The organism is Vibrio sp. SCSIO 43086, from assembly GCF_051132235.1.
In the GTDB taxonomy this organism is placed as follows: domain Bacteria; phylum Pseudomonadota; class Gammaproteobacteria; order Enterobacterales; family Vibrionaceae; genus Vibrio; species Vibrio diabolicus.
Map to the genome: position 1 here is coordinate 1,950,168 of NZ_CP072677.1, position 19,095 is coordinate 1,969,262.

The 19,095-nt window shown below is 41.5% G+C and carries 24 protein-coding genes; 2 read left to right on the plus strand and 22 right to left on the minus strand.

Annotated elements, in window-relative coordinates; genetic code table 11:
• The first annotated feature begins 35 nt into the window (after positions 1-35).
• Positions 36-299: a hypothetical protein gene (locus J8Z23_RS09120; RefSeq protein ID WP_140090027.1), complete on the plus strand. Its 264-nt coding sequence runs from the start codon at positions 36-38 to the stop codon at positions 297-299.
• 215 nt (positions 300-514) lie between these two features.
• On the opposite strand, the gene J8Z23_RS09125 is transcribed toward J8Z23_RS09120, so the two are convergent.
• From J8Z23_RS09125 to J8Z23_RS09220, 20 genes are all read right to left on the minus strand, one after another.
• Positions 515-1,051 carry a nucleotidyltransferase family protein gene (locus tag J8Z23_RS09125; protein WP_167426466.1) on the minus strand — a complete coding sequence of 179 codons (537 nt, stop codon included), beginning with the start codon at positions 1,049-1,051 and terminating at the stop codon, positions 515-517.
• Between the two features lie 157 nt (positions 1,052-1,208).
• Positions 1,209-1,523, minus strand: a complete 315-nt coding sequence (locus tag J8Z23_RS09130) for a hypothetical protein (protein ID WP_230818582.1) — start codon at positions 1,521-1,523, stop codon at positions 1,209-1,211.
• A gap of 169 nt (positions 1,524-1,692) precedes the next feature.
• Positions 1,693-2,043 carry a cupin domain-containing protein gene (locus tag J8Z23_RS09135; RefSeq protein WP_104971868.1) on the minus strand — a complete coding sequence of 117 codons (351 nt, stop codon included), beginning with the start codon at positions 2,041-2,043 and terminating at the stop codon, positions 1,693-1,695.
• Positions 2,044-2,689: 646 nt separating this feature from the next.
• Positions 2,690-2,893 (minus strand): hypothetical protein, encoded by a 204-nt coding sequence (locus J8Z23_RS09140; RefSeq protein ID WP_434635298.1) that lies wholly within the window; start codon positions 2,891-2,893, stop codon positions 2,690-2,692.
• A 231-nt stretch (positions 2,894-3,124) separates the two neighbouring features.
• Positions 3,125-3,748: a DUF6058 family natural product biosynthesis protein gene (locus tag J8Z23_RS09145; RefSeq protein ID WP_301659357.1), complete on the minus strand. Its 624-nt coding sequence runs from the start codon at positions 3,746-3,748 to the stop codon at positions 3,125-3,127.
• A 234-nt stretch (positions 3,749-3,982) separates the two neighbouring features.
• On the minus strand, positions 3,983-4,285 hold the full coding sequence (locus J8Z23_RS09150; RefSeq protein WP_053397237.1) for a type II toxin-antitoxin system RelE/ParE family toxin: 303 nt from the start codon (positions 4,283-4,285) through the stop codon (positions 3,983-3,985).
• A complete protein-coding gene (locus tag J8Z23_RS09155) occupies positions 4,273-4,530 on the minus strand; it encodes a type II toxin-antitoxin system Phd/YefM family antitoxin (protein WP_053397238.1) in 258 nt (85 codons plus the stop codon). The genes J8Z23_RS09150 and J8Z23_RS09155 overlap by 13 nt, the downstream gene beginning before the upstream one ends.
• Positions 4,531-4,689: 159 nt before the next feature.
• Complete coding sequence (locus J8Z23_RS09160) at positions 4,690-5,187, minus strand: hypothetical protein (RefSeq protein WP_434633078.1); 498 nt, start codon at positions 5,185-5,187, stop codon at positions 4,690-4,692.
• A gap of 744 nt (positions 5,188-5,931) precedes the next feature.
• Complete coding sequence (locus J8Z23_RS09165; protein WP_301659303.1) at positions 5,932-6,678, minus strand: carbon-nitrogen hydrolase family protein; 747 nt, start codon at positions 6,676-6,678, stop codon at positions 5,932-5,934.
• Positions 6,679-6,837: 159 nt separating this feature from the next.
• On the minus strand, positions 6,838-7,092 hold the full coding sequence (locus tag J8Z23_RS09170; RefSeq protein WP_301659304.1) for a hypothetical protein: 255 nt from the start codon (positions 7,090-7,092) through the stop codon (positions 6,838-6,840).
• 1,754 nt (positions 7,093-8,846) lie between these two features.
• Positions 8,847-9,152 carry a hypothetical protein gene (locus tag J8Z23_RS09175; protein ID WP_434633080.1) on the minus strand — a complete coding sequence of 102 codons (306 nt, stop codon included), beginning with the start codon at positions 9,150-9,152 and terminating at the stop codon, positions 8,847-8,849.
• 137 nt (positions 9,153-9,289) lie between these two features.
• Positions 9,290-9,799 (minus strand): hypothetical protein, encoded by a 510-nt coding sequence (locus J8Z23_RS09180; protein ID WP_301660111.1) that lies wholly within the window; start codon positions 9,797-9,799, stop codon positions 9,290-9,292.
• A gap of 152 nt (positions 9,800-9,951) precedes the next feature.
• Complete coding sequence (locus J8Z23_RS09185) at positions 9,952-10,242, minus strand: hypothetical protein (RefSeq protein WP_301660110.1); 291 nt, start codon at positions 10,240-10,242, stop codon at positions 9,952-9,954.
• 50 nt (positions 10,243-10,292) lie between these two features.
• Complete coding sequence (locus J8Z23_RS09190) at positions 10,293-11,144, minus strand: IS3 family transposase (RefSeq protein WP_434633003.1); 852 nt, start codon at positions 11,142-11,144, stop codon at positions 10,293-10,295.
• Positions 11,141-11,449: a transposase gene (locus J8Z23_RS09195; protein ID WP_004413754.1), complete on the minus strand. Its 309-nt coding sequence runs from the start codon at positions 11,447-11,449 to the stop codon at positions 11,141-11,143. Before J8Z23_RS09195 ends, J8Z23_RS09190 begins: the two co-directional genes overlap by 4 nt.
• Positions 11,450-11,638: 189 nt before the next feature.
• Positions 11,639-12,046 (minus strand): OsmC family protein, encoded by a 408-nt coding sequence (locus tag J8Z23_RS09200; RefSeq protein WP_025527517.1) that lies wholly within the window; start codon positions 12,044-12,046, stop codon positions 11,639-11,641.
• 1,338 nt (positions 12,047-13,384) lie between these two features.
• A complete protein-coding gene (locus J8Z23_RS09205; protein WP_045372035.1) occupies positions 13,385-13,726 on the minus strand; it encodes a hypothetical protein in 342 nt (113 codons plus the stop codon).
• A gap of 153 nt (positions 13,727-13,879) precedes the next feature.
• The gene (locus tag J8Z23_RS09210) at positions 13,880-14,803 is read right to left on the minus strand and encodes a hypothetical protein (RefSeq protein ID WP_434633087.1); all 924 of its coding nucleotides are present in this window, start codon (positions 14,801-14,803) and stop codon (positions 13,880-13,882) included.
• A gap of 149 nt (positions 14,804-14,952) precedes the next feature.
• On the minus strand, positions 14,953-15,849 hold the full coding sequence (locus J8Z23_RS09215; RefSeq protein WP_434633089.1) for a DUF4365 domain-containing protein: 897 nt from the start codon (positions 15,847-15,849) through the stop codon (positions 14,953-14,955).
• A gap of 159 nt (positions 15,850-16,008) precedes the next feature.
• The gene (locus tag J8Z23_RS09220) at positions 16,009-16,467 is read right to left on the minus strand and encodes a GNAT family N-acetyltransferase (protein WP_368848946.1); all 459 of its coding nucleotides are present in this window, start codon (positions 16,465-16,467) and stop codon (positions 16,009-16,011) included.
• Between the two features lie 679 nt (positions 16,468-17,146).
• Here J8Z23_RS09220 and J8Z23_RS09225 point away from each other — a divergent pair.
• The gene (locus tag J8Z23_RS09225) at positions 17,147-17,410 is read left to right on the plus strand and encodes a hypothetical protein (protein ID WP_140090027.1); all 264 of its coding nucleotides are present in this window, start codon (positions 17,147-17,149) and stop codon (positions 17,408-17,410) included.
• 265 nt (positions 17,411-17,675) lie between these two features.
• Here J8Z23_RS09225 and J8Z23_RS09230 read toward each other — a convergent pair whose 3' ends face one another.
• Entirely contained in the window at positions 17,676-18,539 is an 864-nt protein-coding gene (locus J8Z23_RS09230; protein ID WP_434633093.1) for a bacteriophage abortive infection AbiH family protein, read from the minus strand.
• A 154-nt stretch (positions 18,540-18,693) separates the two neighbouring features.
• Positions 18,694-18,978, minus strand: coding sequence for a YciI family protein (locus tag J8Z23_RS09235; RefSeq protein WP_434633096.1), 285 nt, complete (start codon positions 18,976-18,978; stop codon positions 18,694-18,696).
• Between the last annotated feature and the right edge of the window lie 117 nt (positions 18,979-19,095).

Below are 19,095 nucleotides of genomic sequence, written 5' to 3' on the forward strand. Positions count from 1 at the left end.
ATTTAAGTCAGGCGTAGTCTCAAAGCGGCTACTCAATGAAACCACTTGGGACAAACAACGCCGCAGAAAACGGACTGACAACACCAAAAAGCGCTTTTGGAAAGCCAATCTCACAGTGCGGACTTTCAACAAAGTCACTGAAACCACGTGGAACTTACAACACCAGAGAAAACGTCATTTCAGCGAGTAAATTGGCTTTTATACCAACAAACTCACCGAGCGAAGTAGCAACCAAAAACAGACTCTCGATCGCCCCGCTCTATCACCACCAAAGAACGAAACAACCGCTTGGTAAATAGCAATGCATTGATCTAGAACCGATGAAACTGAGCTTTGACCGTCGAAGATGGAACTATGAATCAAACAACCAGTAGCCAAGTTTTGAGCTTAGAAACATGAATTTGACTGCTAGCTTTTTCTGGCGACTAACGCCGCATTAAGGTGTGAGCGGCGCTTGGCTATACTTGAGCGAAGCGAAACTGCCAAGCGTTGCGAATCACTCTTAAATGCTTTGTTAGGGCACAGTTCTCAAAGATGGCCACCTTACTAACCAGCCCTTTGAATTTACACGATTTTCAAACGTTTCTCGTGACCTTTTAGGATTATGTGTGACACAGTAACCAAATAAGGATTCGTACCCAAAGGCTGCAATACATTCATAGCTACCAGGTGCGACTTGTCGAATGGCAACAGCTGTCTCTTGTTCTGGCCAATAACTCATAGCATCAAGGGAGCTAGTGTATGGTAAATCGCCATTTCGAGTATGCATGAGAGCTTGATTACGAACTTGCCAATTAATTTCTGGCATTAGCTGATTGAGCTGAGATTCATACTGTAAATATGCTTTAGGGTCACTCTCGTCAGGAGCAAAGTAAATAACATCCGCATCGTTCAATGGTGTCGCCGCATCAAAACCATGCAGTGCATCCCAAACAAGATTACGAACGAAACCAGCTGCAATATAGCATTGAGGCAAGCCCAATTTAGAGACGTACTCTAAGGCTTTAACTCTAACTGGATCTTGTTGGATTAATTCTACGATTTTGTCCATTTCCGCCCTGTGCCCTAACGCCCTGTTAAGGGGTGAGCAACGCAATACTGATGCCGCCGCATGCCGCCTTAAACACTAAAACCAACGCATAGTGAAAATGCCACGCGTTGCGAATCCCTCTTAAACAGTTTGTTATGAGCGTACTTACGTTGCCCACTTACCAGACAAAAAGTTTGAAACAAACGAGGATAAGCGCAACTGTGATAAGGCCAACCCAACCGATTGTTCGTGTTATTGTTTCCGGTGATTGTGTATTGAAATGAGGAAATAAAATGGCCCCAAAAGATAACAGTGGCACAAAACCATATAATTGCCCCATTTGTGATGACGTGCCCAAAGGGAAAGGCGGAACAAACAAATACAAAATCGTATACGCAATATAGGCAAGCATTGCAATACCGGCTTCCTTTACCGACGTATCACTTTCTCCATACCAAAAGTAGAAACCCACAATGACACAAAAAACAGCCACACTGATCAACAGAACTATTCTCCTAATTACCCTTTAGCTCATAACGCCGCGTTAAGGGGCGCGGGCACGCACTACAAAAGTGACAGCATAACACCTTAACCACTAAACCAACCGCAAACCGAAAATGCCACGCGTGCCAAGTCCCTCTTGAACGCTTTGTTATGGCGATTTACTTTAGACTTGCTTGAATTATTAATAGCTCAATTTCATTGTTCGATGTGTTAACCAAACCATGTGTGCCAAAGCGTTTATTAACTATCATATCTCCTGAAGTCACTTTTCTTTCCTTGCCTTCAATGGTCATGGTACCTTCACCTTTCAAAATGATATACATTTCTTCATCGTCTCCATGAGTATGCTCGCCCATAGAGCTTCCCGGTGGCATAACGACACGAATAGCGAAATCCCATGCACCATCGAAATCTTTACGCCTGAACGCACGATAGATGTCTATAGAGCCTTCTCCATCATGGCTGTTTTCATCCACTTCTTTATCGCAAGTGTAAAAATTACGTATCATTTTTTCCGAATTCCTTTCTGATTATTTTCCGCAGATCTGCAAAGCGCCATAACGCCCGCTTAAGTGGTGAGCAACGCAATGCGATGTTTCCGCACACCACCTAAATCATTAAATTTACCGCAAACCACAAATGCCACGCGTTGCGAATCCGTCTTAAAGCGTTTGTTAGCCGTTGGCTCCGGCCTTTCGCGGCTTGCCGCCACCCCGCTCTAGAACCAAACCGCCGCACTGGATTTCGAAATGTCTGCTTGTTTCAACAACCAAGAAACAACAGCTTGGCTAGGAATTCAAATCATGCTGTAAAAGTTGAAACACTGGACACAAACAACGGGTGTTTCGGTGCGTGTAGCGAAGAAAACAACCAAATTCACGCGACCGGTTTGATGGCCATACTCGATAATAACCATCGGCTATGAAAAAGCGGATTTGGCTATTCAAACCTCGGACTGAGTACATTCAATGGGCAAAGGCGGCTAACGCCGCATTAAGGGGTGAACAACGCCACCACCTAACTTAACCTATTGTGCCGTAAACACTTAAGCCAATTCAAACCAAAACTGCCAAGCGTTGTGAATCCCTCTTGAATACTTTGTTAGTTGCCAGACCCAAGGCTTTTATTTAAGGTTTATTACCGCTTTGCCAACACCTATTTCTCGTGTCCTAAAACACTCAAATCAGACGCAGTTTCAAAGCGCCTGTCACTGAAACCACTTGGAACACGCAACGCCGTAGAAAGCGAACTGACAACACCAAAAAGATCTTTTGGAGAAACAATGCCACAAAGCTGACTTTCAACAAGTAAATCGGTTTCTGAAACGGCAAACCAAACTAGGAAAAGATCGAGGCTCAATTTCCGCTAACCAAGAACCCGAAGTTCGAAGTTCGAAGTGCAAAATAGAGCAAAGCACACGAACGATTAGACCTAAACACTCTGTTTTAGCTGCGTTTTCCTCGTTGGCAACTAACGCCGCATTAAGGTGTGAGCAACGCAGCCACCAAACCTAAACCATTGCGCCATAGACACGAAACCCAACCTTGAACTGAAAATGCCAAGCGTTGGGAATCACTCTTAAATGCTTTGTTAGCTTTGAAGCTTATATTTTCGTCGAACTTCATTAACTAAACGATGCCTTGAACTATTTAGCCTTTCATGTGGGGCAAAAGGTGAACTAGCGTTATCCAATAGGTTAACAAAGTATTCGAGGCGCTTTATTTCGTTACTATCAAGTACATCACGTTCTAACAGGGCTTTGATTTTTTCAACCGCGAATCCTTTCGCTGCTATATCTTCCGGAAGCCCCGTTTGAGTGCAAAGCCCATAAGTGCCTTGTAGAAAATGCTCCCAGTCTTCCATGATTATTTCGTTCAACCCTGGGGTAGCAACCTCACATTTTGAACCTTTTAAAACAGAAAGTGCCCTGCTATAACGATTAGAGAACTCCTCGAATACGCGCTCTTCACTTTTTAATGTGTGATCTGTACTTAACCAAGAAATATAGCCTTTTGCATAGTACTCCATGACATAATTCTCACTGTGAGCACCAGTAAATGAACTACAGTTGAGTGCAACATCTAACTTGTATGATGCCAGTGGCATCAGCTTCTTTGTTTGATAAGATCTAATCTCTTGTTGGTCGATTTTCGTTACGCTCGCCAGTTCTTCCAGAGTAATGAAGTTTTCGTTCAAATAGTTAACAAGCATCATAAGAATAATTCCATTATACGCAGCCAAAATACAGACATCACAGTATCATACACTGGAATTAAAATCGTAAATTATGATAGTTTGCTACTAAAAAGCTAACGCCCTGTTAAGGTGTGAGCAACGCAATACCAAAGCCGCCGCATACTACCTTAAACACCAAACACAACGCATAGTAAAAATGCCACGCGTTGCGAATCACTCTTAAACAGTTTGTTAGCCGCTCATTCCCAACGGTTATTGCTTATTCAACAGGAATTTGCGTAAATCTCTCTCAGCACGCATAACAAACAGAATAAACACTTTGTCACCGTCTTGCTTATAGAAAACACGACATGGATTAACGACAACTTCACGATAACTTAAATGTTCTAGTTCGGGTGGAATACGACCTGACTCTGGGAAAGTTTGTAGGCGTGCAACTTTGGAGAAGATCGTTTGTACTAACTGCTTTGCCGCAACAATGTTTTCAACTGCGATGTATTCAGCGATATCGTTGAGGTCAGATAATGCTGGCTCAGTCCAGATTATTTCAGCCATTTTGACATTTTGTCCTTGGCTTCATCATGACTTACCACTTTACCGTCAGCTAGCGCGCGTTCGCCTCGTGCAATACCCTCCAGAATAGCCAAACGATTTTGCATAAACTCGTAATCAGCAACATCAACTAGATACGCGGATGGCTTACCATGCTCGGTAATTAACACTGGTTCTTTGGTGTCGTGGAGATCGGCAAGGATCTTAGTTGCTTGACGTTTAAGTGATGTAACTAGTTCTACTTTCATGAGAGCTGCTCCAAAGGAATACTATAGTGATACTATTCTATCACTTTGAGTTTAACAAGCACCATGACGGCTAACGCCGCATTAAGGTGTGAGCGGCGCTTGGCTATACTTGAGCGAAGCGAAACTGCCAAGCGTTGCGAATCACTCTTAAATGCTTTGTTATATTTTTGATTTGTATAGGACTTTTTGCCCTGCTTCGATGACTTCACTCTGTAACTTATAACGCTGGCTAGGTTGGTACGTTTCATCGTAGCAAGCAGCTAATTTGTTTATAGACTGATTTAGAAGCTCTTGTTCTTGAACATTTCGATCCAGCAATAGATTAAGGCTATAAACTGATTTCAGCAATTCTTGCTTACTAGATGACTCAATATCCGGATCAGCTAAAGTCACCAAATTGGAAAGGTGTTCTTGTACATTTTTATGCCATTGAAGATCTAACTCTTTAGCTCTGTCGAGCTTAGCTTGTATATGACTTTTTCGATGCTCATTACGCACGATAACGAACGTAACAATCAGCTGTACGACCACGGTAATCAGAGCAACTGCGACCATGCCTTTAACCGTTAAATCTGCAGCTTGAACAGCGGAGTCAGGGTTACTTTTAACTATCTTAGTTAGTTCCAAGATGGCATTAACTATATCTTTATTTTCCACGGAATCTCCAAAAAATATAACGCCCTGCTAAGGGGTGAGCAACGCAATACCGAAGCCGCCGCATACCACCTTAATCACTTAAACCAACGCATAGTAAAAATGCCATGCGTTGCGAATCCCTCTTGAGCAGTTTGTTAGTTTGCAAACCCAAAGCGTTGATTTTACGTTATTTTAAGCTTTGCAAACAATAAAACTTATGTGTTTTGATGCATTTAAGTCAGGCGTAGTCTCAAAGCGGCTACTCAATGAAACCACGTGGAACAAACAACGACGCAGAAAACGAACTCACAACACCAAAAAGCGCTTTTGGAAAACCAATCTCACAATGCGGACTGTCAACAAAGCCACTGAAACCACATGAACTTACCACACCAGAGAAAACGACATTTCAGCAAGTAGATCGGCTTTTGTACCAACAAACTCAACGAGCAGAGTTTCAGCAAAAAAGTTCGACTCAGGTAACCCAAAAGTCGCCGCACCAAAAAACAAATCAACCGTTGAAACGATGCCAATTCTGAATTTTCACCACGCTAGTTAACACCTAAATTGAACGCCGATACGACAATTTCAACTTTGAGCTTTTACCACTAGATCTTGCGATATAGCTGCGTTTTTCCTCTTGCAAACTAACGCCCTGTTAAGGTGTGAGCAACGCAATACAAAAGCCTCCGCACACCACCTTAAACACTAAAACCAACGCATAGTAAAAATGCCACGCGTTGCGAATCACTCTTAAACAGATTGTTATGTTTTAGTAGCCTCGATCTCATTGCCAGCAATAGTACACAAAACCAAACCACTGTCTTTTTCACTAGAGCTAATAATGAGCTTCCCAAATGAATCCCAGACTGAGCTTTTACCACAAGTTTTCCAGCCACCTGTTTCTGAGATATGGTTGCTTAGAAGTACTGGAACTCGTTGCTCTAAAGCAATTTCGGATAGGATTTTAGAATCAGGGGTAAAACCATTACCAGAAATTAGAGCACTTACAACATAAGCATCTGCACCGAGCTTTTTAGCCCGTAGAGAATGTTCCGACGTTATAAAGTCGGCACAAATAGCCAATGCTATTTGATACCCATTCACAGTAAAGAAGTAATCCGTCGCCCCAAAAGAACAATAATTATCTTCGCCTTCATGCAGATATTGCTTTGAATAAAATTGGACTGAGCCATCGGGAAAACAAACTACCGCACCTATTGTTGGCTTTGAGGAATTGTTAGCTTTTAGCGGACAACCTGCAATAACTATAATCTCATTTTCAACTGACGCTTGAGAGAGTTCTTTAAAACTCGACGGCTCAGGCGAAAACGCTAGCTCAGCAACTAAATCTAACTCATAGCCCGTCAATGATAATTCCGGAAAAACGACAACATCAGCTTTGTAAGAAGATGATTCCTCGATCATTCTAATGTGATTTTCAATATTTCCACATAAGTCGCCTCTGACGATAGGGATTTGAGCCAAGCTTATAGTTACACCTATTTCCAAGTTTCCTCCTCAAAACATAACGCCCTGTTAAGGTGTGAGCAATGCAATACCGAAGCCACCGCATACCACCTTAAACACCAAACGCAACGCATAGTAAAAATGCCACGCGTTGCGAATCACTCTTAAACAGTTTGTTATGTTGTTTTTGAAAGAGCACAACTAGCATACTGCAAAACTTGAATTTTCATCATAATCAAAGAAGGATTTGTAGATATCCTGCTTATCAACTTCAGGTACTTTGTCATTGATTAAGTCCGCATATTCTTGCTCAGTTATACGGTCTAAGCTATAGCTCCAATTACTCAAGCTACACTCGACGAAGCACTTGATGATATTGCCATTTTCGTCATCAATACGAATGAGGTAAACTGGATACTGTGTACCCATCTCGTAACCAGCAATAGTTTTAGTCATTTTTTGCTCCTATCTTTTTCCGATTGCAGTCCATATATGCAACAAAAGTATAGGTATAAAAATCTAGTGACAACATAACGCTCTGTTAAGGGGTGAGCAACGCAATACTGAAGCCGCCGCATACCACCTTAAACACTAAAAACCAACGCACAGTTAAAATGCCACGCGTTGCGAATCCCTCTTGAACAGTTTGTTAACTGAGCGCCTTTCAGTTTTCGCCGATCTTTCAGCCACTTTCGCCAAAGCTGTTTTGCTAATTAATGATTAGCAAAGCTAACTCAAATATGTATTTAACCTAAAAATTACCGTTTACCTTTAGTTTGAAATGCGTCTCACAACACCATACTTAGGCGATGTAAGTACGCTGAACTAATCGCGAATGCCTTATATTATTAGAAGGCTTTGTGCCGCCTTTCACATCAGTAAACTTAAGTATCAAACTAAAATTAGTCGCATTAGCTCAGCTAAGGAAACCGACCGAACACGCTAAACCTCTGAACCTAGAAACTGTATCATTGTGCTTTCGTATTTTCTGCGCCAGTTAACGCCCAATTAAGGTGTGAGGCACGCAATACCGATGCCACCGCATACCACCCTAATCACTTAAACCAACGCATAGTAAAAATGCCACGCGTGCCGAATCACTCTTGAATTGTTTGTTAGTACGCTGTTCCAAAACCTTTTGGTTTGCACCAAGATATTGAAATATAGCACGAAACTTGAGGCTTAAAACGCTATAACTGAAGGGACAACTGCCAAACTAGAACTCAACCTCAAAACGTAAGTTGGCTAGAAGAAAAACACGCCAAACTACCCTATTTTGACTAGCTTAAAATTAGCAAAGGATTCGGTCACCGAACTTTGACAACCACACCAAAGAACCGAATTTAAGGCAAAAACCAACCACACAAGAGAAGCCGCGCCCATGAAATAACCAAAACGTTAGAAGCCGTAAATGTTGAAGTCTAAGCGAAAACTCCGCATATAGTGCCACCGGAAAGAACATGAAAGGCACGCCCATTCAGGTGTAAAGCTAGGAAACGAAGCCGATAAACACTGAATTTTTAACCTTTGATGCCAATCCCGTACTAACGCCTTGCTAAGGTGTGAGTAACGCAATACAAAAGCTACCGCACAGCGCTTTAATCACCATAAGCCACCGCAAAGTAAAAATGCCACGCGTTACGAATCACTCTTAAGCAATTTGTTAGTACATGCGCTACTTCTATTTATACGTTCCAAGATATTGAAAAGTGGCATGATATGAAAGGCTTTGAACACTGAAGTGAGACGGGCAGCTACAAAACTTTACCCCGATTGAAAGACGAAAGTTGGCTAGAAGAAAAATGCACTGAACTGCCCTACTTTCACTGGCTTTAACTTAAAAAAGGATTCTTTCCTCGTACTTCAACAGCCACACCAAAAGTAATCAAGGCTCTCTCAAAAAACACCACGAAAATGAAAAAGCGCCAAAGAAATAGGCTAAGAGTTAGAAGCCGTAAACGGTGAAATCAAAGCGAACACTCCGCATATAGTGCCACCGGAAAGAACGTGAAAGGTACAAACTGAAAGGTGTAAAGACGAGCGCCAAAACAGATAAACACCAAAACTTATGACCTTTGATGTCAAACCCGTACTAACGCCCTGTTAAGGTGTGAGCAACGCAATACCGATGCCGCCGCATACCACCTTAAACACCAAACGCTACGCATAGTAAAAATGCCACGCGTTGCGAATCACTCTTAAACAGTTTGTTAGGCAAATTTTACCTTCGCTACTTTCAATATGTACACAATAATAGCGACTAATAGTGCCCAAGGCATTGCAAACCACCAATAGTATGATTCCTGGCTATCAGCAAGGTAGTAATTAAAAACTATAATTACACTCACAATTGTCGAAATGACATATGCTCCACCTAAAGCCATACAGATATCTGAGTGATGTTTAGAAAGTTCAAATTCACGCAGTTGAAATACGACAATGAAAAACACAAAAGGACTAAAAAGACAAACTCCAATGTGTAGAAATGAAAGAAGAATTAACCACCCAAGTGTCATATGTTTTCCTTTTATTTGTCTAACGCCCTGTTAAGGTGTGAGCAACGCAATACCGAAGCCGCCGCATACCACCTTAAACACTAAACGCAACGCATAGTAAAAATGCCACGCGTTGCGAATCACTCTTAAACAGTTTGTTAGAAGTTTGTTTTTTTATGCATCATATCAGACAGTAAGCATTTCATTTGAGCGATTTTTTCAGCCATAACATCACTTAGACGCTCAGACTCTTTGTTATAAGTTTCCAAATCCACCTCATTGAATGAGTCGATCACTTCATTGTGATAGTTAACTAATTTAGCTTCAATTTCACAAAACTCTTCGATAAATTCTTCCATAAATGGAAAATACAACTCTAACAATGCAACTACTTTATCGCTGCACTCTGAAGCTTGCTCTCCTAATACTGACTCTTTAATTTTCTCAAGATTTGAGTCACGTATAGCTTTATAAAAAACGATAGCTTCATTTGTATAAAGGGTTTCAACCCTGTTTAGTGCTTCAAATGTTTGCTGTACGGTTTCTCTGTACAATTTATCGTTTTCTCGTCTATCAGATTTACGTTGGACAAAGTACACCCCAAGGAATGTCAAAGCACCACCAAGTAAAGTCTGGAAAAACGGCATAAACTCTTTAATTTCTAACATAAACTTCAATGCTAACCTGATTGAAAACTTCTAACGCCGCGTTAAGGGGTGAACAACGCAAGCCACCCAACTTAAACCATTGTGCCATAAACACAAAAGCTAAACTTTGAACCCAAATTGCCAAGCGTTGCGAATCCCTCTTGAACGCTTTGTTATGTTTTGTTTGTTGCTGTTTTTTGCCACATCTTCTCAAATTCCTTTTCAGTCATTTCGATGCAACAACCAAAGCTATTGTCAGATAAGTTGCCATCACTTATAACCCCTTCAGGCAACTGACCATAAGAATCCGCCAAGTGATTTTCAGAGTATTTGAGCACATCTCCATTTGGTTTAATTTCTATGCTTCTGGAAACGTACCCTTCATCGTTAATTTCCCAGTATGATTGAATATCCTGCTCCAACCCAACTGAGTTACCTTTTGACAGGTATCCTATAAATTTCACTACTACCCCTTAAAAACTGGTGTACCCCACAAAAAGTAGACAGTACATAACTACATACTTTCGTACTCAACCGGACTGACATGCCCTAACGCTGAGTGTCTTCTTCTACGATTGTAAAATACCTCGATGTATTCGAAGATGCCCATTCGGGCTTCTTCGAGAGTTTGGTAGTCTTCTGCGTATATCAGTTCGACTTTCAGTCGACTGTAGAACGACTCCATCACCGCATTATCCCAACAGTTACCCTGTCGACTCATGCTCGGTACACCTCCATGCTTGCGCATGAAGTCTTGATATTTATAGGCTCTGTATTGTACACCACGGTCCGAGTGGATAATGACGCCCTTAGGCGGCTTACGTGACTCAAACGCCATTTTTAACGCATTAGTGATGAGCTCGACGGTCATCGTTGTCCCTAACGACCAACCCACGATGCGCCTTGAATGCAGGTCCATCACTGTCGCCAAGAAGAGCCAACGGCTCTTCACCCAGATATACGTGATGTCAGTGACCCATTTCTGATTCGGTGTCTCAGATACAAAGTCTCGACGCAGTAAGTTGTCAGCAACATTCGTCATCGCTGCCACATCCTTGCTGTATTTAAACCCTTTGCCATTACGTGCCCTAATACCTTTTTCCTTCATGATATCAGCCACATAATTCACACAGCAGGCATAGCCTGCTTCGTTGAGCTCTTCGGCTATTCGCACTGAGCCGTAACGTGCCCGGTATTGAGCAAAGGTACACATGACGAGCTGTTCAAAGCGCTTTCGCCGCTCTGAACGCTCACTTGGCGTATGATGACACCACTTGTAATAACCACCCCGACTCACCTCTAACGCACGACACATTAAGCTAATGGAATACTCACCTACATAGCTTTCGATGAACTCGTACTTCACTCTTGCTGCTTCGCGAAGTACGCCGAGACCTTTTTTAGGAATTCCATTTCATCTTTGAGTCGTTTGTTCTCGCGCCTTAACGCTCGAAGCTCTTCGGACTCTTTCTTCGAATAATCAACACCATCTAAGGTGTTAAACTGTTTATCAGATAGGCGTGTGAACTGGCGCTTCCAGTTCCGGATCTGCTGGGCACTAATGCCCAGCTCCTTGGCAACGGAAACTGCTGTTCGGCCAGGAAGACTGGCCAAGCGGACTGCTTCTTTGCGGAACTCTTCGGTGTACGCTGGATTACGATGTTTAGCCATAAATCACCTCTCAATTAGACCCTAGATCTAACTTAGTAAAGTGTCTACTAAACGTGGGGTACTCGGGCGTATAACGCCGCGTTAAGGGGTGCCGGCACGCAATACAAAAGCTTCTGCAAAGCACCTTAAACACTAAACTCAACGCATGTTAAAAATGCCACGCGTGCCAAATCCCTCTTAAACGCTTTGTTAAGTGCAATTTTTACCCACTTCGGCTGAACAAGTGATATCGATCGTAGGGCTCAACATAAGACAAACATGACAATGCTTTTCCACCGCTTCTTGAGCTGCTCGCAAAATGTCAGATTCCTTAAAACCACTGCCATTTACTGTAAAGTGTAAGTTTGCCGATTTATATAAACGAGGTTCTGATTCCGTTAGGGCAAAAGTAACCGTATTTTCTAGACCTTGAACTTCAAAACCTTGATCTTGTAGTAACAAGACGACATCCGTAGCACTACATGAACCTAAAGCCGACAATAGAACTTCCGTTGGACAAGGGGCTTTCTCACTTGTAGCGTCAACATTAAACGTAAAACCGCCTTCAGTTGACACTTTAAAGCGACAATCACCATCCCATTTTATATTAATGCTCATACTTCCCTACTTTTTTGATGTGACTCTCGCTGATTGCACTTAACGCCTTGCTAAGGTGTGAGTAACGCAATACAAAAGCTACCGCACAGCGCCTTAATCACATAAGCCACCGCAAAGTAAAAATGCCAAGCGTTACGAATCACTCTTAAGCAATTTGTTAGTACATGCGCTACTTCTATTTATGCGCTCCAAGATATTGAAAAGTAGCATAATATGAAAGGCTTTGAACACTGAAGTGAGACAGGCAGCTACAAAACTTTACCTCGATTGAAAGACGAAAGTTGGCTAGAAGAAAAATGCACTGAACAGCCCTACTTTTACTGGCTTCAAATTAGAAAAGGATTCGATCCTCGCACTCCGACGGTAGCACCAAAGAAAGACAATTTTGACTTAGTAAAAACCACGAAAGAGAAGAAGCAATAAAGAAATAGGCTAAGAGTTAGCAACCGTAAACGGTGAAATCAAAGCGAACACTCCGCATATAGTGCCACCGGAAAGAACGTGAAAGGTACAAACTGAAAGGTGTAAAGACGAGCGCCAAAACAGATAAACACCAAAACCTATAACCTTTGATATCAAACCCGTACTAACGCCGCGTTAAGGGGTGCCGGCACGCAATACAAAAGCCTCTGCCAAGCGCCGTAAACACTGAACCCAACGCATACTAAAAATGCCACGCGTGCCAAATCCCTCTTGAACGCTTTGTTATATGCATGAACGTTCAAGCTTAAGATTTTATCCCACGCCCTATTTTGAAACCATGATTTTCATGTGCTTTGATGCACTTAAGTCAGGCTTAGACTTACCGCGACTTGCCCCAGAAACCACTTGAAACAAACCGCGCCGCAGAAAGCGGACAGGCAACACCAAAAAGCGCTTTTGGAAAGACAATTTCACAATGAGGACTTTCAACAAACTTACTGAAACCACGTGAACTCACCACACCAGAGAAAGTGCCCTTTCAGCAAGTAAATCTGCTTTTAGAAAGGCAAAATCACAGGGCAGCATTTCAGCGACTTATTCTGCCCAAATTGACCTGGCATTATCAGCACTAAAGAAGAAAACTACCAACATTCGACAGGCCGAGAGTGAGCCACGAACCAAGAATAATTAGGATGGAAGCCAGACGAACCTGACGCCATAAAGACAAATCCACGATGAAAGCTGAGGTTTTTGACCCGAATATTTAGGCTTTCTTCATATGGCATATAACGCCCTGTTAAGGTGTGAGCAACGCAATACCGATGCCGCCGCATACCACCTTAATCACTAAAATCAACGCATGGCAAAAATGCCACGCGTTGCGAATCACTCTTAAACAGTTTGTTATATTTAATATTACACAATCGATAACCATCTCATTATGAGTCCGGCGATATACAAGCCTAAACAAATCGCCCAAAATCGAGCTATTGCATGCCCGATTTTTGCTTTAGGGTTATTCGCAGATCTCCATAAAGATCTAGTGGCAAAAATACCAAATGTTAAGAAGAATATAGACATTGAAATTTTCATGAAAACTATATAGTAGCTATCAATCCAACCAACTAACTTCATTTGCAGTAAAGCCATATTAATAGCTGTAACCACTGCAAACGTAAGAATATAGCCAACAATACTTACCAATACGACGGATTGCCAGACTGCTATTTCGCCGTTCCATGCTCGCTTAATAAACACCAAGTACTCCTTACTCATATTAAATATAACGCCGCGTTAAGTGGTGAACAACGCCAACCACCAAACCTAAACCATTGTGCCGTAAACACTTAAGCAGAATCAAACTGAGAATGCCACGCGTTGTGAATCCGTCTTAAACGCTTTGTTAGCTTTTTATTGCTTGAAGTTTTGCACAAAATACACCCAAGAATTGTTAGCCGCTGCTTTATTTTCGTTCTTTAAATCTCTTGCGCCAAAGTACAAACTAAATGGATTGAGTACTGTTGGCATAGGTATATTGCTTAGCACTAACTCAAACATTGATTTTTTGGTATTTGGCTTACAATAGTCAGCTAAGTCCCAAAGTGATGAACTAAGTTCTTTTGCTATAGTAGTGTCAATGCATTCACCGATTGAAGCACATTCGAACACTTTTTTACGAAAGTCTTTAATATATTTATCAGATCTCAACTCAAGCACCTGATCCCAACTTAATTCAGAAAAATTGGGGATAACTAGCTCTGAAGTAAATAGATCATTAATGTTGTTTTCATTGTGAACTTGCTCAACCAAGGCTCCTACGACTGGGGAAAAATTGATATTAAAGTCCTGAATTTTACTTTTAAGATAAAAGTTGTAATAAAGTTCCGAACACAGATCTCCAGCTACTATACCTGCGGCTTTATATTCTGCATGATGATTATCAATGCCCATTGACTTGTCGATTATGTTTCGCTTCCAAGCGTAGTTGTGGATTTCATTTAATTGGCTTTCTTTCAAACAAAGCCTCGCTTCTTTGTCTGCCTTTTCGGGATCATCGACTAGATCCCATAGGTCAATAAATAACTCTTTAAACTTAGGATTATTGCCCAGCTCCATTATATTATGAAAATCACCAATGCTTCGTTTTTCCGGTTCAATGGCTAATGTAGCTACGTACTGAGACAAATTTTCGAATATGCCTCGACCAATAGGACAGCCGTGTCGATTGAAAACAACATGATCGTACATGATGGCATAACGTTTATACATTGAAGATATATCGACGCTGGAACGTTCGAAGTTGATAACATTTGGAAAAGATGAGTAGACTTTCACTATACCTCCAAAAAAGCTAACGCCGCATTAAGGTGTGAGCAACGCTACCACGAAACTAAACCATACCACCGTAAACACAAGACTCAACGGTGGAATGAAAAATGCCAAGCGTTGGGAATCACTCTTAAATGCTTTGTTATGCAGCATTTTCACCCATTTAGGAAAGGCTGACCGCCATCATGATGGTCATAAAAATACACTTGTTTTCCATTAACATATTCTGACAACAAGCCATCATCATATGCGCAAATTACATACTCTATATCTTCGGAGTGATACTTATCAGACAATTTTTGTGCATTCTCAAGCGTTGAAAAAGACGGCTCAATTAGAAAGATCACTGCCTTTTGTGCTCCTGTTAACTTTTTATTATATTCTTTGAGCCTAATATGCTCTTTGATAGATTCTTCTTCAACGCCTGTTATAGGATTATGTACATATGAAATTAGAATTTTTTCATTTCTAAGTTCACCTACATATTGATACCAATGCAAGTCTCTAGGGACTTCAAACTCTTGAAGTAAATAAATTCCCTTAAACCTTTCACATACAAGCCGATAAACCGAATTATCAACAAGCTCTTTATACTTGTTTTTTAGTGCTATATACCTTAAATCATCAAAAGATTTAGGGTTTGATAAGCAATTATCAAATGGGATTGTGACTTTCCAACCTTTCCCTGTCACCTTCGTATTCGAGTGTGTTATCTCAACCCAAAATACATCTCTAGTATCTGGGTTGCAAAGAACCAACAAGACGGGTAGAGAATGATTTAGCCAATAATTGTAGTGTTCCATATCACTACGAAAAATATAGCCGTCGCCATTTTTTTCAGAGAAGAATGATGTTCCCGTTTTTAACTGCAACGCTAAAACCCTTCCCGTTGCATTACCACCTTGTACAAGTTCAATTTGAGCATCAACTCCATAATCAAAGACTTCTCCAGCCCTAAAAACCCAGTCATCATGCTCTAGGAAATTTTGCTCACAAATAGAGACCCCAATTTGTCCTATTTTATGCTTATTATCTACTTTTAGTAATTTCATAAATTATTTCCACTGACTTTGCGCCGCTGCATAACGCCCTGTTAAGGGGTGAGCAACGCAATACCGAAGCCGCTGTATACCACCTTAATCACTTAAACCAACGCACAGTAAAAATGCCACGCGTTGCGAATCCCTCTTGAACAGTTTGTTATGTGCGTGCTAACTGAGGTACTTTTGCCAATGTTGCTGACCTTTCAAAACTACTCTGTAATCTTTGTAGTCCAATGAACTGTAGAGCTTTTTAGCTGCAACATTATCATCACCGACTTCTAGTGTGATTTTGAGGTAATCATTATCACGACAATACTGTTCGATACCATTCAATTGCGCCTTGCCAACACCTTTACCACGAAAGCTGTCCGACACCATAAAGTCATGGATATTCATCACTCTTTGCGCACGATAAGTTGAGAATGATTCAAAGCAAACCGCAAAGCCAGCAGGCTTATTGTCGACAAAACTGATAAACCCGTGGAAATAAGGTAACGTAAATAGCCGAGCAATTACTGAGAGATCTAGTTCAACTGAGAATCCAGATAGATACTCTTTGAACAGAGTCTCGAATATACTTTTGTCCTCAATGCTTTCTGTTTCGATACGCCTGATTGTGATTTCCATATTCATTTCCACCAAAGCACATAACGCCTTGTTAAGGTGTGAGGCACGCAATACCGAAGCTTCCGCATAACACCTTAACCACTAAAACCAACGCATTGTAAAAATGCCACGCGTGCCGAATCACTCTTGAACAATTTGTTATGAGACATTTTTTCGCAATAGATTCTTTCTGTGCTTTTGATACTGCCTACTTTTAAAAACCCAATCACTGCCTGCGAGAAATACCGCGCCAATGACAGTAACTAAATAAAGCCGGTACGAAATAAAAGGCGACAGGTTCAAGTAAAAATCGTTTTGAACAAATGCAGTACCAAATATAAATGGTACACAGAAAGCTAATCCATGAGTAAGACAGTGCCTTAGAAAGCCTCTCTTTTGAATCTTGAGCCACTGAACCTGTTTTTTCCGTTCCATCTATTCCACTCTATTCTGCATTTTTTATGGTGGCTCATAACGCCCTGCTAAGGGGTGAGCAACGCAATACCGAAGCCGCCGCAAACCACCTTAATCACTAAAATCAACGCATAGTAAAAATGCCACGCGTTGCGAATCCCTCTTGAGCAGTTTGTTAGTCGCGAGGCACCGAGCGACAATTTTAAGCCGAACTAAACTTTGCGAACAACAAACTTTATGTGCTTTGATGCATTTAAGTCAGGCGTAGTCTCAAAGCGGCTACTCAATGAAACCACTTGGGACAAACAACGCCGCAGAAAACGGACTGACAACACCAAAAAGCGCTTTTGGAAAGCCAATCTCACAGTGCGGACTTTCAACAAAGTCACTGAAACCACGTGGAACTTACAACACCAGAGAAAACGTCATTTCAGCGAGTAAATTGGCTTTTATACCAACAAACTCACCGAGCGAAGTAGCAACCAAAAACAGACTCTCGATCGCCCCGCTCTATCACCACCAAAGAACGAAACAACCGCTTGGTAAATAGCAATGCATTGATCTAGAACCGATGAAACTGAGCTTTGACCGTCGAAGATGGAACTATGAATCAAACAACCAGTAGCCAAGTTTTGAGCTTAGAAACATGAATTTGACTGCTAGCTTTTTCTGGCGACTAACGCCCTGTTAAGGTGTGAGCAACGCAATACCGAAGCTCCCGCATACCACCTTAAACACTAAACGCAACGCATAGCAAAAATGCCACGCGTTGCGAATCACTCTTAAACAGTTTGTTAGGTGCGTTTTCCACGATGCTATAGGTCGCTGTATGCAATTGTTTCTATTTTGTCGCGATTAACACCGTACTCAATGAGGCTTTGTGTGAAAATATCTTCTTGGTCCTCAGAGTAACAACAAACTTTCCAAGTCGCTTCTGGAACAATTTGAGCAATACGCGCGAAATATGGCTGATCAATAGTATTCAAAGAATGTCCTATTATGACAACCTCTTCGATATTACTGAGTTGCTCAAAATACCATTCATGTTGCTCAATGACGTCAGCTACTGGCTTTTTTAATGCATATAAAGGATAACGAGCACCGCTTTGAGCGTCTGAGAACATATCTCTGGTGCTTTCACCGTCTTCGTCAAACTCAGCAGGCTCAACTATAGTTTCACCATGTCCAAAAATTAGTTCATCATGTGTTTCAGCACGACCATGAATATGGAATACATGATTATCTTCAATACCGTACACAGCTTGGAGAGTTGATGTATAGTTGAAGGTTATGAACTGAGAATCTTCAGGAAAAGTCATTTTCTGTTCAGCAACACTCACATCAAGTTGGTTAACCCAACCAGTAAAAGTTTCTCGTACTGATGAAACGTGTATGTCTGTTTGCTCCGTAATTTCATCTTCCAAACCATATATGAAACTAGGTCTGAAATCATCCGAAGCAATATCAACTTCGTTGTGAAAATCGAAAAAACCGTCCGCATCAAAAGCACCTAGAGCATTTTCAAAATCATGCCAAGGCTCGTGAACACTCAAATCAAAGAGGTAATAGTTTCCCAACTCATCAAGTGTATCCTGAGCAAATTCATAAAACTCGTGATAACTCGTTGGCAAGCCATGCCACAAATCAAATCCATTGCCGATAATGTATAAATTAGTCAACGTTTATACCTCCTAGCACCTAACGCCCAATTAAGGGGTGAACAACGCCTCCACCCAAACCTAAAGCATTGTGCCATTAACACTAAATTTGAAGTAGAAACAAAAATGCTGAGCGTTGCGAATCCCTCTTAAATTGCTTGTTATGTGCCAGATGCTAGACTAGGAACTCTAGCTTTTCTGACGCCTTAGTTGGGACGATTTCTGTCACTTCATAGCTTGCTAAACCTTCTCGGTGAAAAGGATCTTGAGCGATTACGTCATTCAGCTTGCTTCGGTCGCCAATAGTGGAAATGATGACTCCGCCAGTTCTTGGTTCCTTGCGCCCAGATAAAACAAAATGACCGTTTGCATATTGCTCATTGAGATAATCCACATGCTCAGGAATAAAAGCATCGACTTTCTCTAGAGCCACTTGATAAGTCAAAGAGATTATAAACATACATAATCCTTATATATTTTGCGCTGAAACACAGTGGCACATAACGCCGCGTTAAGGGGCGCAGGCACGCAATACAAAAGTGACCGCATAACACCTTAACCACTAAACACAACGCAA

Coding starts and splice junctions, on each gene's coding strand:
- J8Z23_RS09145 (WP_301659357.1), bottom strand. CDS start 3,748: ATGATGCTTGTTAACTATTTGAACGAAAACTTCATTACTCTGGAAGAA.
- J8Z23_RS09235 (WP_434633096.1), bottom strand. CDS start 18,978: ATGTTTATAATCTCTTTGACTTATCAAGTGGCTCTAGAGAAAGTCGAT.
- J8Z23_RS09200 (WP_025527517.1), bottom strand. CDS start 12,046: ATGAGCATTAATATAAAATGGGATGGTGATTGTCGCTTTAAAGTGTCA.
- J8Z23_RS09215 (WP_434633089.1), bottom strand. CDS start 15,849: ATGAAATTACTAAAAGTAGATAATAAGCATAAAATAGGACAAATTGGG.
- J8Z23_RS09225 (WP_140090027.1), top strand. CDS start 17,147: ATGAAACCACTTGGGACAAACAACGCCGCAGAAAACGGACTGACAACA.
- J8Z23_RS09180 (WP_301660111.1), bottom strand. CDS start 9,799: ATGTTAGAAATTAAAGAGTTTATGCCGTTTTTCCAGACTTTACTTGGT.
- J8Z23_RS09195 (WP_004413754.1), bottom strand. CDS start 11,449: ATGGCTAAACATCGTAATCCAGCGTACACCGAAGAGTTCCGCAAAGAA.
- J8Z23_RS09155 (WP_053397238.1), bottom strand. CDS start 4,530: ATGAAAGTAGAACTAGTTACATCACTTAAACGTCAAGCAACTAAGATC.
- J8Z23_RS09125 (WP_167426466.1), bottom strand. CDS start 1,051: ATGGACAAAATCGTAGAATTAATCCAACAAGATCCAGTTAGAGTTAAA.
- J8Z23_RS09175 (WP_434633080.1), bottom strand. CDS start 9,152: ATGACACTTGGGTGGTTAATTCTTCTTTCATTTCTACACATTGGAGTT.
- J8Z23_RS09150 (WP_053397237.1), bottom strand. CDS start 4,285: ATGGCTGAAATAATCTGGACTGAGCCAGCATTATCTGACCTCAACGAT.
- J8Z23_RS09220 (WP_368848946.1), bottom strand. CDS start 16,467: ATGGAAATCACAATCAGGCGTATCGAAACAGAAAGCATTGAGGACAAA.
- J8Z23_RS09135 (WP_104971868.1), bottom strand. CDS start 2,043: ATGATACGTAATTTTTACACTTGCGATAAAGAAGTGGATGAAAACAGC.
- J8Z23_RS09120 (WP_140090027.1), top strand. CDS start 36: ATGAAACCACTTGGGACAAACAACGCCGCAGAAAACGGACTGACAACA.
- J8Z23_RS09170 (WP_301659304.1), bottom strand. CDS start 7,092: ATGACTAAAACTATTGCTGGTTACGAGATGGGTACACAGTATCCAGTT.